The sequence below is a fragment of the Allosphingosinicella sp. genome, from assembly GCF_036387215.1.
Taxonomy (GTDB): domain Bacteria; phylum Pseudomonadota; class Alphaproteobacteria; order Sphingomonadales; family Sphingomonadaceae; genus Allosphingosinicella.
The window spans coordinates 1-12,794 of the sequence record NZ_DASVUE010000240.1; the positions used below are offsets into that span (position 1 = coordinate 1).

Genomic DNA, 12,794 nt, shown 5'->3' on the forward strand with positions numbered 1-12,794 from the left:
GGTGAGCCGCACGAACTGCGCATCCGGCGCTGCTGCAAAGCGCCTGAGCTCGACATCGCCAGCGACGAGGCCGACGTCGCCGCGAGTCAGGCGGTCGTGGTCCAGCTCGTCTCGACGGCCGAGGCGATGCTCGACCGGCGGCTCGCCGACCACAGCCCGGAAGAGCGGGAAGCGCTGGAGATCGACCTCAGCCCCCGCGAATATGTGATCGACTATCTCTCCGCGGCCTTTCCGACACGGCAGATGCGGGTTTTCACCGATCCCGAGGGGAATATCCGCTCGGAGCCGATGACTGACGAGGAGGGCAGGCCCGTCCACTGCCAGGCGGCGCTCCAGGCGCGCGACGGGCTGATCGAGCAGCTCTGCGCGCTGCCCCCCATTGCGACTGCCCTCGACGCCCTGATCGAACGGTTCGGAACTGGGGCTGTTGCGGAGGTGACCGGCCGCACCCGGCGGCTTGTCACGGCGGCGGACGGCCGGCAGAAGCTGGAGAACCGCACCGCACGCTCGAACCTCATCGAGACCGACGCCTTCATGCGGGGCGACAAGCGAATCCTCGTCTTCTCCGACGCGGGCGGCACCGGCCGTTCCTATCATGCCTGCCTTGGAGCGAGGAACCAAGTCCGGCGGGTCCATTATCTGCTCGAGCCCGGCTGGCGCGCGGACGCCGCCATCCAGGGGCTCGGTCGCACTCACCGCACGCGGCAGGCCTCGGCGCCCGTGTTCCGGCCGGTTACGACAGACGTTCGCGGCGAGCGGCGCTTCATCTCGACGATCGCGCGCCGGCTCGATTCACTCGGGGCGCTCACCCGCGGCCAGCGCCAGACGGGAGGCCAGAACCTGTTCGACCCGGCCGACAATCTCGAAAGCTGCTACGCCAGGGACGCGCTCACCAGCTGGTATCATCTGCTGTTCGCGGGCAAGCTCGCCTCGGTCACCTTCGCCCGGTTCCAGTCGCTCATCGGGCTGAAGCTCGAAGGCGAGGGCGGTAGCCTGCGCGAGGACCTGCCGCCGATCCAGCGCTGGCTGAACCGGCTGCTGGCCCTTCGGATCGATCTGCAGATCGCCATCTTCGACGAGCTCCTCGGCCTGATCGAGTCGCGGGTCGCGGCAGCGCGTGAAGCCGGGACGCTCGACCTCGGCGTCGAAACCATGCCGGTCGACCGGTTCCAGGTGCTCGACGACCAGGTCATCGGCGCCGATCCGAGCTCGGGAGCAACCACCCACCTGCTGCGGGTCGAGCTGGTGCGGCGCTTGAGGCCGCTGCGGCTTGAGCGGCTGCTGGATCTCCGAAACTCGCGGCCCGACGCAGTGCCGATGATAAACCGGCGATCCGGCAAGGCGGCGCTTCGCATAAACGCGCGGAGCCTGATGTCGGAGGAGGGGCTGCCGATCGGGGCGCTACGAGCTGATCCGCCCGGTGAAGCGGGAACATCTGCCGCGCGAGCGCCTGGCGGAGACAGCTGGGAACCGGCATCCGTTGAGGAGTTCGGCGGATCCTGGGACGCGGAGGTTGTAGAGGCGGAAGCCACGCTCCGGCGTGAGACCGTGCACCTCGCGACGGGGCTTCTGCTGCCCGTCTGGGACAAGCTTCGAGGCGACTATATCCAGGTGATCCGCATCGCCGCCGATGACGGGCGTTCGCTGCTCGGAAGGGAAATACCCACCCCCTATCTGGCGGACCTTGGGAGCAAGCTGGGCCTGGACATGTCGCTGGACGTCGCTCCGGACGAACTGGCCGCCACCGTTCTCAGGTCCGGCAAACCGCTGTCGTTCCGCGGCCCTGAGGAGCTGACCCTTAAGCGGTCGCTCGTCAACGGAAGCCAACGGCTTGAGTTGGCCGGCTTCTCCTCGGCGCGCCTCACTTGGTACAAAGCACAAGGCTGTTTCACCGAGATCATCCGCTACCAGACGCGGCTGTTCGTGCCGGTTGATAGTGCTGCCACGGTGCTAGCGCGGCTCATGCCGCGTCATCCTCTGCCGGATACCGGCATCAGCTTCGGCGCCGGACCAGAACCCGATCTTGATGGACGTGAACTGCTTTCGCAGCTCCACCGCGTTAGAGCGTAAATGTCCATATCGGATCAGTCTTCGGGGAACACGAATTCGTCAGAGCGGTTCCGGCCAGCTCCACCGAGTTGGAGCGACAAAGATGTCCGGTAAGGCGTATTTTTTCATGGGTTTGGCCGCCATCACTATTGCCGCCGCGGGCTCGGCGCAGGTTGGGCAGCCTCCGGCACAAAGAGAAAGAACCGAGGCGTTCCTGGAGGGAAAGAAGCAGCAGCAGCAATCCCGCGCTCAGAGGCTGGGCAACGCCGGATCCGACCTTCAATCGTTGAACGGCCTTGTGCGGGCCGTCGGCCTTCGTCTTCCTGCCCCTCCCTTCGTCGACGATGCTGAACAAAGACAGCGCTTGGGCGAGGCCTTCCTCATCGACCTGTCGCAGGAGCTCGCAATGTTGGGCTTCACTCCAGGCGACGTCCGCGCGAGTGCAGGAAGCGGTCGAGCTTTGGTGGAAGCGGCGGCAGCACGAGTGAAGGGCGGTGCAACGCTTCGGCAGAATATTCTCCTGTCAGATACCGCCGCAGTCGCCCGCGTCAGCAGCATCAACAATAGCGACGATCGCGGTGACGGATATCTATCGACGGTCACCCTCACGGTCGTGCGGCCACTGTCGGAACGGATCAGCGTCGGCGACGCCATCGAGTTGCGCCGGCTGAGTGGCCAGACCCGCTCAAGAAAGGTGGAGTCTTCGATTGAGGAGCCCGTGGTGGCCGGCGAGGAGATATTGCTTCTGGCCTCGCGCGCCTTCTACAGGAACTCGACCTCGGCACGCGGCAATGCGAGGGCGGCCGTTGAGATAACGCCTTTCTACCGGGTGAGCGGTTCTACTTTGCTACCAACCTCTCCGTTCCAGGCGCCGGCGAATCTGAATGAGATCCAGGCAAATTGAGGGAGTTTCGTGATGCGTCCACTTAGGTTCGCCATCGCTGCAGTGTTGGTTCTGCCGTCACCTGTGTTCGCTCAGGTGACGTTTACGTCCGAACCCTGGAGCGTTACGTCAAAGCCAGTGATGATCCATAATCGTATGCCTGCGGGTTGTGATGGGCCGACGGGGGATGCCGCGACGACCTGGAACAACACCGGTGCACGTTTTCAGATCACACAGGTTGCCCAAAATTTCACGAACACATACGTCGACGAGACCAATAATCCCGATTATAACTACATAAACATTCAAGATGCCAGTGGACTGTCTTCGACAGAGCCAATGCGCACAATCAGCACAAGTCAATATTCTGGCGGCCGTTATGTGCGAACAGATGCGAATATATACGTAAATACGAACATGCTCTACTATTTTGACCCCGGAGAAACTCAGCAGTCCACTGACTTCTATTGCGCTCAAACATTGCCATCGGGGGGGCTTGGTAGTCAGACGGATTATCAAACGGCTATACTGCACGAATTCGGCCACGCTATCGGCTTCAATCATCGGACCGATGGTGCAACCGGACCGTGCGTGATGGCCGCCAGCATCCCGAGGGGAACTGCAAAACGCACTCCTTGCACGGACGAGCGCCAACGGATGCTAGCAGTTTATGGGGCGAGGTAAGCTGCAAAGCCGCCTCGTCATTGCGCTGGCGGTGATAGGCGCGATTGCGCCGTCATGCGGTGGATCCAGCCGGGGCGCCGAGGAGGAACAGCCGCCCGTCAAGAAATCGGGAACGCTGAATTCGGCCGATTACGTCCGACCCCGGATTGACCGGCCGAACGCTTTCTTGGTGCCGAGGTGCTGCACTCTTGCTATTGGCCAGGATGCTGTGGAGAGGCTGAGTAGCGACAGCTTCGTGGCCGTAATCGGACAAGAGGGATGGCGGGCGGAAGTCCTGTTCGGGTTCAACGAGGCCTCTCCCAGTCGCGAGAACATGAGGCCCGCGCTGCGCAAGGTAATTGACGGCATCCCGTACCATCGATTCGATCTCCCGGGCGACGGCGCCAACGAAAGCGGCGCGCGCTACATATGGTCAGCTGATGTTCCCCTCGCCAATGACGCAGAGGCGAAAGGTGTCGTGCGGCCCGCCCTTCGGATCGATGGAACCTGCCGAACCGCAGCAGCCTGTCGGCAGCTTATCGCAACCATGAACACCATTCGCTTCTAACGTATTTCTGCGGGTGGCACTCGATCCGCGAGCCGCTCGAGCGCGGCTTTTGCCGGCAAACGCCCGTCGCCGATGCCTTAAACAGCACGCGCTTGATAACCAGTACCGGGCGAGAGGCCGGAGGTGCATCGCCTCTGATCGATCTCTGTCGGGCGCTCCTGGGAGAGACTGCAGCCAAGGTCGCGGCGATAAAGACATGGCCGCGGTCGTGGGCGCGCTTGAAGCACGAACGGAGCAGGCGAGCTGATCGGGCTTGCTCTTACGAGCTCCTACCGTCCACTCGCGATCCCATGCGCCTCACAAGTCTTCTTATCGGCTCGCTTTCCAATCAATTGCACGCGCTGTCCGGATGGCTTGATAAGGCGGAGACGTTCGTCGCAGAGCGGGGAGGCCCCGGATCGACTGCTGACCCTCAGGCTCGCACCTGACATGTTTCCGCTGGCGACGCAGCTGCGCTTCCTGGCCTTCCAGGCGCAGGAGCCCGTCTACCGCCTTCGCGGACGAGGCTGTCCCGGAAAGCGTGCTTGAGGTTCGGCAGGAGGGCCGGGGTGGTGGAGAGAAACCCGGCACCTGGGCAGAAGCGCGGGCTCGAGTGGCCGACGCAGCGGCCTTGCTCGCCACTGTCGGTTCGGAGGAGTTCGAGTTCGCTGCCGAGAGGCCCATCGCGCACGATCTGCCGATGGGGATGATCCTTGACATGCCTGGGGAGCAGTATGTCCTCGATTGGGCACTGCCCCAGGTCGCATTCCACCAGATGATCGCCTACGCCCTTCTTCGGCAGGCGGGGGTGCCTCTCGGGAAGGTGGACTATGTGCCACACATGTTTGCCTACCTGAGTCCCGGCACCGCCCCCGCTGATTAGGTCGTCTACAGGCGGCAACATTCACCTAACACGCCTGATGCTGCCAGTCCGCTGTCGGTCGTGTCATGCCTCAGCGCTCCAGCCGGGCGCGTACGGCACCGAAGCGGCCGGTGAACAAGGCAATGTCGCGATTTGGGCCGATCGCTACGTCGACATGGCCGAGGAAGGCGCGCTGTACGGTTCGTACGGCGGGGTCGCGTTGGCAGGCCTCGGCCGACCTCTCCGGGCCGAACCGGACGGGGCCGTCCGTCTCACGCGGAGCTGCCCGCCAGAGCCCTTCGGTGACGCCGCAGGGCTGGATCAAACGGAAGCGGTTGCCCGGCAGGATTGCCAGAGTGCCGCCGGGAGCCCCGAAGAGATTGAAGCGCACGCCGGGCGCGAGGCGGGTTGTGACTCCGCCGGTGCCCGGCGGAGCATCGCCCGTGCGGCGAAGGCGGACGGCGCCGGCCGGGGACGAGAGCAGCAGGCCGCCCTGGACGCGGCCGATCCGCGGCTCGGAAATAACGATCTGCTTGAGTCCGGCGTTGTCGCGGCCAGGCAGGCAGTTTGCGAGAGTAGAAAGGCCGCTGCTGTGAAGGAACAGCTGCCGCTCGAATGCGATCGCCACCCCCTCCGTACGATTGCAACCGTCCCACAAATAATAAGCGTTGCGGGCGAGGATCAGCTCGGCCGGTTCGGCGCCCTTGCGTTGGGCTGCGGTGGGGCCGCCCTCGACTTCGTAGCGGCCGGCGAGCGAGGCGGCGTCCCTGCTGCCGCGGCGGACGAGGTCCCCGGCCATCCAGTGGCCGCCGCCGGCCAGCAGGATCTCGCCATTGGGTCCGTTGCCGTAGCGGAGCGCCCCGCGCATCGCCGCCAGCCATGCCTCGCTCTGCACGCGCGAGGCGGGGTTGCAGGCGCGCGCCGTGCGGTGGTCGGGCGCAAGCGCGACCGCGCCGGGGCCGGCCTGAGCCCAGCTGCCCTCCGCGACGAGACAGGGCAAGGGTGAACCGATCGCCTTCCACCGTCAGGATCGGGCCTGCGCGCGCACCGGGCATCTCGATCGGCCGGCCGTCGAGCGTGCCGAAGCTCCAGGCGGTGCCGATCAGGGGAATGGCCGGAGCGACGAAGCGGTCGGCGGGCAGCGGACCCATGGGGGCCAGCTCGAGCCGCCCGGGGGAGGCGACGAGGGCGACCCGGTCGGGCCCAAGCCACTCGATCCCCGGCGCGCTGGCCAGCAGGCGCTGAACGCCTCTCTCCTGCTCGTCGAACGGCGGCCCGCAAGCCATCGCGGTGGACAGGGCGAATCCGCCGTAGAAGCGGCCCTCGTGCATCAACCCCTGCCCGCCGAACGAATTGCAGCCGGCATAGCCGCCATAGCCATGCTCGTTCAAGGTGAGCACGGGCGGCCGGCCATCGCGCCCCACGACCGGCGGGCGGCCTTCCAGCGCCACGACCCGCCACTGGCCGAGAAGACTTTGCGGCGCCGGCGCAGCCGGTGCCGACGGCGCGGACGAGCAGGCGGCGGCGGCGGCGAGCAGCAAGGAGGTGAGGCGAGTCATCGCCGACATAACGCACGGCTGCGGGCGAACGGCACCTTAACGGAAGCAGCGGTTCGTTATCCGTGCCGCAAGAACCAGCCCCTCGGCATCCGCAAGAGCCGGCGGTGGTGGCACCGATAGGGACGCGATCCAAAGTGGATCTCCGGCGGGCGGCAGCTGAGAGGAAAGGGAACGGAGGCCGGGTGAGCGACGGGTGCGGAAAGGCCGCACCGGCTCTCATCCGGAGACCCTCCATGATCAGAACCATTCCCCTGAACAAGCTCGTGCCCAGTCCGCGCAATGTGCGGCGGAGGACGGATGAGCAGGCCGACCTGGAGCTCAAGGCCGACATCGAAGCGCGCGGTCTTCTTCAGAATCTCGTCGTCACCGGCGCGGCTAAGCCGCGCGGCAGCTTCGCGGTCGAAGCCGGCGAGAGGCGTCGCCGTGCGCTTCAGAGCCTTGCGGCTGAGGGCAAGCTCGCGAAGGATTTCGAGGTGTGCTGCCTCGTGGTCGAAGGGGCATCGGCGGGCCGCGAGGCCAGCCTCGCCGAGAACTTTCAGCGCCTTTCGATGAATCCCGCCGACGAATGCCTCGCTTTCCAGCAGCTGATCGAGCAGGGCTCCGACGTCGAGGGCATAGCCCGCCGCTTCGGGCTTTCCGTCCGCTTTGTCGAGGGCCGGCTGCGCCTGGCGAACCTCACGCCGGTCGTGTTCGACGCCCTTGGTGCCGGAGAGATCAGCCTCGACGTCGCCAAGGCCTATGCGGCGACGCCCGACCGGGAACGGCAGGCCTGGGTGTTCGAGCAGGTCGGCCGCAGCTACGCCGCCAACCATCCGGACAGCGTCCGCCGCATGATGACGCAGGCGACGGTCAGCGCCAGCGACCGTCGGGCACGCCTCGTCGGCGAAGAAGTCTATGTCGGCGCCGGAGGCCGGGTCGAGCGCGATCTCTTCTCGGAGGAGGGTGCTGCCCGCTGGCTCGACGTGGCTTTGCTCGAGCGGCTCGCCGTCGAGAAGATGGAGGCGCTTGCTGCCGAGGCGACCGCCGCGAACGGTCTCGCCTTCGTCCGGGCGACGCTCGACAGCTGGATCGGTCATTCGCAGATCGAGGGGCTGCGCCGTCTTCCGGTAGAGACGCCGCGGCTCAGCGACGAGGAAACCGCGCGCGTCGATGCGCTGGAGGGGGAGATCGAGGATCTGATCGACCTGCTTCAGGACGAGGAGGCGGGGGAGGCGGAGCGCGAGCAGGCGGAAGTGAAGGTCCGGGAACTCAGGGACGCCATCGACACGATCGTCAACAAGCCTCCGCTGATCGACGAGGTGCTGAAGCCGAAGGTCGGAACCTTCCTCATCCTCGACGAGCAGGGGCGTCCGCGGCTCGATGCCAGCTTCTACGTCGAAGCGACGGACGGCGAGGCGTCGGACGTCGATGAAGGCGGGCGTGACGACGGTTTCTCGGAAGGACGGCCCAACTCCGCGCGCACTGCGGGTTTGTCGCAGAGGCTCGTGGACGAGCTTGCGATGCAGCGGCGGGACATTCTCGCCGTCCATGTCGCGGCCGATTCCGGCCTGGCGCTCGACCTCGCCATCTTCCTGATGATTGACCGAGAGGCCGGCTATTCGGGCGAAAAGAGTGGCTCCTCGCTCACCGCTCTGCCGCCGTCCAACCCCGTCTTCGACTTCAAGACTCCGGGCGCGGCGGCAACGAACGCCCAGGAGCAGGCGACCGAATTGCTCGATCGCAGCTGGACGGGAGGCAAGACGCGGGCGGCACGCTTCGACGCGTTCCGCTTGCTGCCCGACGAGGTGCGAGCGGCCTGGCTCGGCCATGCGGTGGCGAGGACGCTGGAGGCGAGCCTCAACCTCGTGGGCGAACGCGCCTGCGGGTTCCACGACCATCTCGGCCGTCTGCTGGGCATCGACGTCGCGGGCTGGTGGCGGCCGACCGGAGTCAATTACTTCGACCGGGTGCCGAAGGGCGTCACGCTCGCCGCGCTCGAGGAGATCGGAGGCGCGCCCCTTGCCGGCCGCTACGCCAAGGCGAAGAAGGCCGAGCTCGCCCAGTCCTGCGAGCGGATCTTCTCGGGCGACTTCATCGCCGAAATCGAGGTGAAGGAGGCCGCGCTCGCCTGGGTGCCGGAGGCGATGCGCTTCGCACCGGCGCCGGCCGAGCCCGTCGAACCGGTGGGCGAAGGCAGCACGGACCCCGCTCCCGGCCCCGGAGGCGAGATTGGCGAACGTTCGGGGACAGACGCCGATCACGAGATCGAAGAAGCCGCCTGACGTCTCCCGGGCACTTCTTCCCGGGCGGTCCTCCTGACGAAGGGCCGCCCGGTCACCCTCGGCAACGGCTGAGGGCGGCGACCGGAATTAGTGAAAAGTGGCCACAGGGATTGCCCAAAGGGAAATGCAGGCACTCCCCACTATCCGCCGCAATCGACCCGACCGAAGCGCCTAGCTGAGGTGCCTCACTGACCAGTCGGCCATCACCCATCCGGAAGGGCGGCGACGCCTCACAGGAGATTGGGGAGGATGGCGCACAGGTCGGAACGGACTGCCGCCCGGGTTCCCCGCCGCCCTCAACCCCTGCCGAGCATGAGGAGACGTTCCATGCCGAATACTCCCCGCACGCCTCGGCTCGACCAGCTGGAAAAGGCCGCTTCAAGGCTCCGGCCGATCGAGCGGGAGGTGCTCCTCCTCAGTGCGCGAGAGGGCCTCCGCTACGACGGGATAGCGGAGCGCCTCGGCATCTCCAGCGAGGAGGCGAGGGGGCACCTCGCCGACGCACTCTACCGCCTCGACCGCGAACTCGAGCGCCAGGCGCGGCCCTGGTGGAAATTCTGGTGAGTTTGCGCCCCACTCTAGAGGAAAGAGTGCGGTTGCCCGGGTGGTCGCGAATGACCGCACCCGGGAGACCAGAAATGCGCAAATCCTCACCCCCTCTGCGAAGCCTCGCCGACACGATCACGAAGGCGATCATCGAGCGCCTGGAAGCGGGCACCCGTCCGTGGATCAGGCCCTGGAACGCCGCCGGCTCGTCCCGGCCGCTTCGAGCTTGCGGGACGCCCTACCAGGGCATCAACACGCTCTTGCTCTGGATGGCCGCAGAGACCGCGGGCCATGGGTCTCCCTTCTGGCTCACCTACCACCAGGCCAAGCTTCTGGGCGGGAAGGTCCGGAAGGGCGAGAGCGGCACGAACGCCATCTTCTACAAGGCTTATTCGAAAGAGGTCGAGGATCGGGAGACAGGCCTCGTGCAGGACGAGGCAAGGCGCGTCCTCAAGAGCTTCACCGTGTTCAACGCCTGTCAGGTCGACGGCCTGCCGGAGCGCTTCTTTCCAGCGCCCCGGCCGCTGCCCGAGCCGACGGCGCGGGACCTCGCCCTGGACATGTTCTTCACGAACATTCCGGCCCGGCTGCGTCACCAGGGAAGCGAAGCGTTCTACGAACCTGGAGCCGACCGGATCACCATGCCCGATCCATCCGCGTTCGAGGATCCCGACCACTATCGCGCCACCCTGGCGCATGAGCTCTCCCACTGGACGGGGCACGACAGCCGGCTCGGGCGGAGCCTCGCCGGGCGCTTCGGCAACGATGCCTATGCGGTCGAGGAGCTGATCGCCGAGCTTGCCGCGGCGATGCTGGGCGCGGAGCTCGGCCTACCGGTTGCCCATCTCGACCATCATGCGAGCTACCTCGCGTCCTGGCTCAAGGTGCTGAAGAGCGACAGCCGGGCCATCCTGACGGCGGCCGCCAAAGCCGAGGAAGCATGCAAGCTGCTCCTGCGCCTCGGGGGCAGGGCCGACGAAGCTGCTGACGTGCCGGAGGACGCGCAGCGCCTTGCGGCCTGACGGCGACGCGATTTTCGCGCGGGGCACGGTTCGAGCTGTGTGACAGCCTTCCCCCGGTCGTCCCCGCGATCCGGCGCGAGAGGGGCCCTGACCCGTCGCCGCCGGTCCGCAACCCGCCGGCCTTCGGCCCGTGTTGCCCCGCCTTGCGGGGCTGCCCGCGCCAGCCTCGTCCGGGGGTTCCCCGCGCGCCGCGCGGTGCGGCCCCGCGCCTGTGCCGGGTCTCACGGGCTCCCGTCGCCGGATCGTCCGGCGTCGGAATGACGGGAGACGCATCATGCACACAACCCTTGCCGCTCAGCTCGCGCAGCTCGGGCTCGGACATCTCAGAGTGGAGCGGATCGGCTCGACTGCCTCCTCTGAGCTTCCGGACCCCGATGCCGTCGACCAGACGCTCGGCGCGATCTGGTCGGATCTATTCGCGCTGTTCCCCGACACGGCTCTGGAGGATGACGCCGAGGAGCTCGCCTGGGGCATCGTCAACCTTTTCCATCGTGCGGCCACGAAGCGCAGCGGCCAGATCGATCGCGCGACGGACGAGATCCGCCTGCTGATCGCGTCGGCGGACGGCTCCGAAGTCCACACTACCGAGCTCGAGAACCACATCGCGCGGGCCCGCGCAGCCGAAGTCGCGATGCTCGGCCTGGAAAGCTTCCGGGAAGCCGCGGCCGCCCTTTACATGAACGAGACCGGCTCCTCCTGGAGGCCTGCCGGAGGCTCGCGGCTGAACCATGGGGCGAACCTGACCTCTGCCGTCGTCGAGGGACGAGAGTTCCTGAGGGCCCGTTCCGAAGCCCGCCGGACGGCCACGATGCCGCAGGGAACGCCGGTCGTGTTCGCCGGTGGCCGCCTGTCTTTCGCGAGCGGAGGGGACGCAAAGTCGTTCGCGGCGAACGTCTGGGACACGCTCGACAAGGTGCGTGACCACGTCGCCGACATGGTCCTCGTCCACGGCGGTGACGGCAAGGGCGTCGACCGTCTGGCCGCCTCCTGGGCCGAGCGCCGCAAGGTCCCGCAGATCGCTTTCGGCCTCGACAGCCGGCTCGGCTCCCGCGCCGGGTTCAAGCGCAATGAGCAGATGCTTTCGCTCAAACCGCGCTTCGTCGTGGCGTTCGCCGGAAACGGCGTTCTGGAGCGCCTCGTCATCCAGGCGAAGGAGCAGGGCGTCGCCGTCGTTGATCGCCGGGGGTCGCTCGGGACGCACCCGAAGGGAGAAGCCCGGCTTGCCGCGGCGGCGGCATAGCCGCGCGTGGCTGAACCGGCTCCGCTCGGTTCAGCCACTCTTGCGCTCGCCCCGGAACGGCCCCTACCTTGCTGAGGCCGCCATCGTGCGGTCGCGGCGCCGGGACCCGGAAGGCCATCGTCGTAAGGCCTGGCGCATGTCCACAAGCATGTTCTCACCTCCGACCACGGCGCCGCGTTACCGTTGGCCGGCTTGCATCGCGGGCGAGAAAGGGGGACCAAGCGCTCATGCGAGTTAACGTCGATCATCTTCCGCAGGTGCAGCAGGGCGAGCTTGCCCGAGCCGTGCGCATCCTCATGGAGGAGTTCGACGAGGTCACTTCGCGTGCCACGCAGCCCTGGCGGCGGAACGGGCGGATCTACAAGATCATCCTGTTCGGAAGCTACGCGCGCGACGATTGGGTGGACGAGCCGGAGAACGGCTACCAGTCGGATTTCGACCTGCTGATCGTGGTCAGCCATCGCGATCTGACGGACATCGCGGACTATTGGTATGTCGCCGAGGACAAGATCCTCCGCGATCCGGAGATCTGCCGGCCCGTCAACATCATCGTCCATTCGATCGACGAGGTGAACCAGGCGCTGAAGCGGGGCGAGTATTTCTGGGTGGACATCGCCCGTGACGGGATCGCGCTTTACGAGCTTCCGCAGCACGAGCTCGCGACCCCCATGCCCGCCTCGCCGAAGGACGCATATGAGATGGCGAGCGGTTACTTCCGTGACTGGATTGCGAAGGTAGATGACGCGCTTGAGATCGCGCAGTTCTGCCTCGAGAAGGAAAAGTGGAAGGACGCGGCCTTCACGCTCCACCAGGCGACGGAGCGCGCTTATGTCTGCTTTCTCCTTGTGCGGACGCTCTACTTTCCGCGCTCTCACAACATCAAGTTCCTGCGGTCTCTCGCGGAGGACAATGAGCCGCGGCTGATCGACGCCTGGCCCCGCGCAACGAAGCTGGAGCGCCGCCGCTTCGAGCTGTTGAAGCGGGCCTATGTGGAGGCTCGCTACTCCGCCAGTTTCGAGATCGGCCGCGACGATCTTGACGTCCTGACCCTGTGCGTGCGGCGGCTCCGGGACCTTGTAGAAGCCGTATCGCGCGAGCGCCTGGAAGAGCTCCGACGCGCCGTCGGCGATGTGTCGACGGCTTGAAGTAACGCGTTTTGGAG

At 66.4% G+C, this 12,794-nt stretch carries 11 protein-coding genes and 1 pseudogene; 10 read left to right on the forward strand and 2 right to left on the reverse strand.

Going from position 1 to position 12,794, the window contains the following annotated elements; genetic code table 11:
- From VF662_RS09545 to VF662_RS09565, 5 genes are all read left to right on the forward strand, one after another.
- Positions 1-2,070: strawberry notch C-terminal domain-containing protein (locus VF662_RS09545; protein ID WP_464140304.1), on the forward strand; the 2,070-nt coding region annotated here is incomplete at its 5' end.
- Between the two features lie 82 nt (positions 2,071-2,152).
- The gene (locus tag VF662_RS09550) at positions 2,153-2,953 is read left to right on the forward strand and encodes a hypothetical protein (RefSeq protein ID WP_464140307.1); all 801 of its coding nucleotides are present in this window, start codon (positions 2,153-2,155) and stop codon (positions 2,951-2,953) included.
- Between the two features lie 649 nt (positions 2,954-3,602).
- On the forward strand, positions 3,603-4,163 hold the full coding sequence (locus tag VF662_RS09555) for a hypothetical protein (RefSeq protein ID WP_464140310.1): 561 nt from the start codon (positions 3,603-3,605) through the stop codon (positions 4,161-4,163).
- Positions 4,164-4,592: 429 nt separating this feature from the next.
- The gene (locus VF662_RS09560; protein WP_464140313.1) at positions 4,593-4,691 is read left to right on the forward strand and encodes a hypothetical protein; all 99 of its coding nucleotides are present in this window, start codon (positions 4,593-4,595) and stop codon (positions 4,689-4,691) included.
- 64 nt (positions 4,692-4,755) lie between these two features.
- Entirely contained in the window at positions 4,756-5,025 is a 270-nt protein-coding gene (locus VF662_RS09565) for a DUF1993 family protein (protein ID WP_464140316.1), read from the forward strand.
- 70 nt (positions 5,026-5,095) lie between these two features.
- On the opposite strand, the gene VF662_RS09570 is transcribed toward VF662_RS09565, so the two are convergent.
- Positions 5,096-6,004 (reverse strand): hypothetical protein, encoded by a 909-nt coding sequence (locus VF662_RS09570; RefSeq protein WP_464140371.1) that lies wholly within the window; start codon positions 6,002-6,004, stop codon positions 5,096-5,098.
- A gap of 226 nt (positions 6,005-6,230) precedes the next feature.
- Positions 6,231-6,572: pseudogene (locus tag VF662_RS09575) on the reverse strand (META domain-containing protein); the annotation flags it as partial.
- Positions 6,573-6,796: 224 nt separating this feature from the next.
- On the opposite strand from VF662_RS09575, the gene VF662_RS09580 reads away from it, so the two are divergent.
- The 5 genes from VF662_RS09580 (at position 6,797) to VF662_RS09600 (ending at position 12,777) form a co-directional block, all read left to right on the forward strand.
- On the forward strand, positions 6,797-8,824 hold the full coding sequence (locus VF662_RS09580; protein ID WP_464140319.1) for a ParB/RepB/Spo0J family partition protein: 2,028 nt from the start codon (positions 6,797-6,799) through the stop codon (positions 8,822-8,824).
- Positions 8,825-9,151: 327 nt separating this feature from the next.
- A complete protein-coding gene (locus tag VF662_RS09585; RefSeq protein WP_464140322.1) occupies positions 9,152-9,388 on the forward strand; it encodes an RNA polymerase sigma factor in 237 nt (78 codons plus the stop codon).
- Between the two features lie 74 nt (positions 9,389-9,462).
- A complete protein-coding gene (locus VF662_RS09590) occupies positions 9,463-10,392 on the forward strand; it encodes an ArdC family protein (protein ID WP_464140324.1) in 930 nt (309 codons plus the stop codon).
- A gap of 274 nt (positions 10,393-10,666) precedes the next feature.
- Positions 10,667-11,632: a DUF2493 domain-containing protein gene (locus VF662_RS09595; RefSeq protein WP_464140327.1), complete on the forward strand. Its 966-nt coding sequence runs from the start codon at positions 10,667-10,669 to the stop codon at positions 11,630-11,632.
- Between the two features lie 227 nt (positions 11,633-11,859).
- Positions 11,860-12,777 carry a HEPN domain-containing protein gene (locus VF662_RS09600; RefSeq protein ID WP_464140329.1) on the forward strand — a complete coding sequence of 306 codons (918 nt, stop codon included), beginning with the start codon at positions 11,860-11,862 and terminating at the stop codon, positions 12,775-12,777.
- The last annotated feature ends 17 nt before the right edge of the window (positions 12,778-12,794 follow it).

Bases quoted from the DNA above. Each gene is read 5' to 3' on its own strand.
- VF662_RS09550 (WP_464140307.1), top strand. From the start codon at position 2,153: ATGTCCGGTAAGGCGTATTTTTTCATGGGTTTGGCCGCCATCACTATT.
- VF662_RS09555 (WP_464140310.1), top strand. From the start codon at position 3,603: ATGGGGCGAGGTAAGCTGCAAAGCCGCCTCGTCATTGCGCTGGCGGTG.
- VF662_RS09560 (WP_464140313.1), top strand. From the start codon at position 4,593: ATGTTTCCGCTGGCGACGCAGCTGCGCTTCCTGGCCTTCCAGGCGCAG.
- VF662_RS09580 (WP_464140319.1), top strand. From the start codon at position 6,797: ATGATCAGAACCATTCCCCTGAACAAGCTCGTGCCCAGTCCGCGCAAT.
- VF662_RS09585 (WP_464140322.1), top strand. From the start codon at position 9,152: ATGCCGAATACTCCCCGCACGCCTCGGCTCGACCAGCTGGAAAAGGCC.
- VF662_RS09590 (WP_464140324.1), top strand. From the start codon at position 9,463: ATGCGCAAATCCTCACCCCCTCTGCGAAGCCTCGCCGACACGATCACG.
- VF662_RS09595 (WP_464140327.1), top strand. From the start codon at position 10,667: ATGCACACAACCCTTGCCGCTCAGCTCGCGCAGCTCGGGCTCGGACAT.
- VF662_RS09600 (WP_464140329.1), top strand. From the start codon at position 11,860: ATGCGAGTTAACGTCGATCATCTTCCGCAGGTGCAGCAGGGCGAGCTT.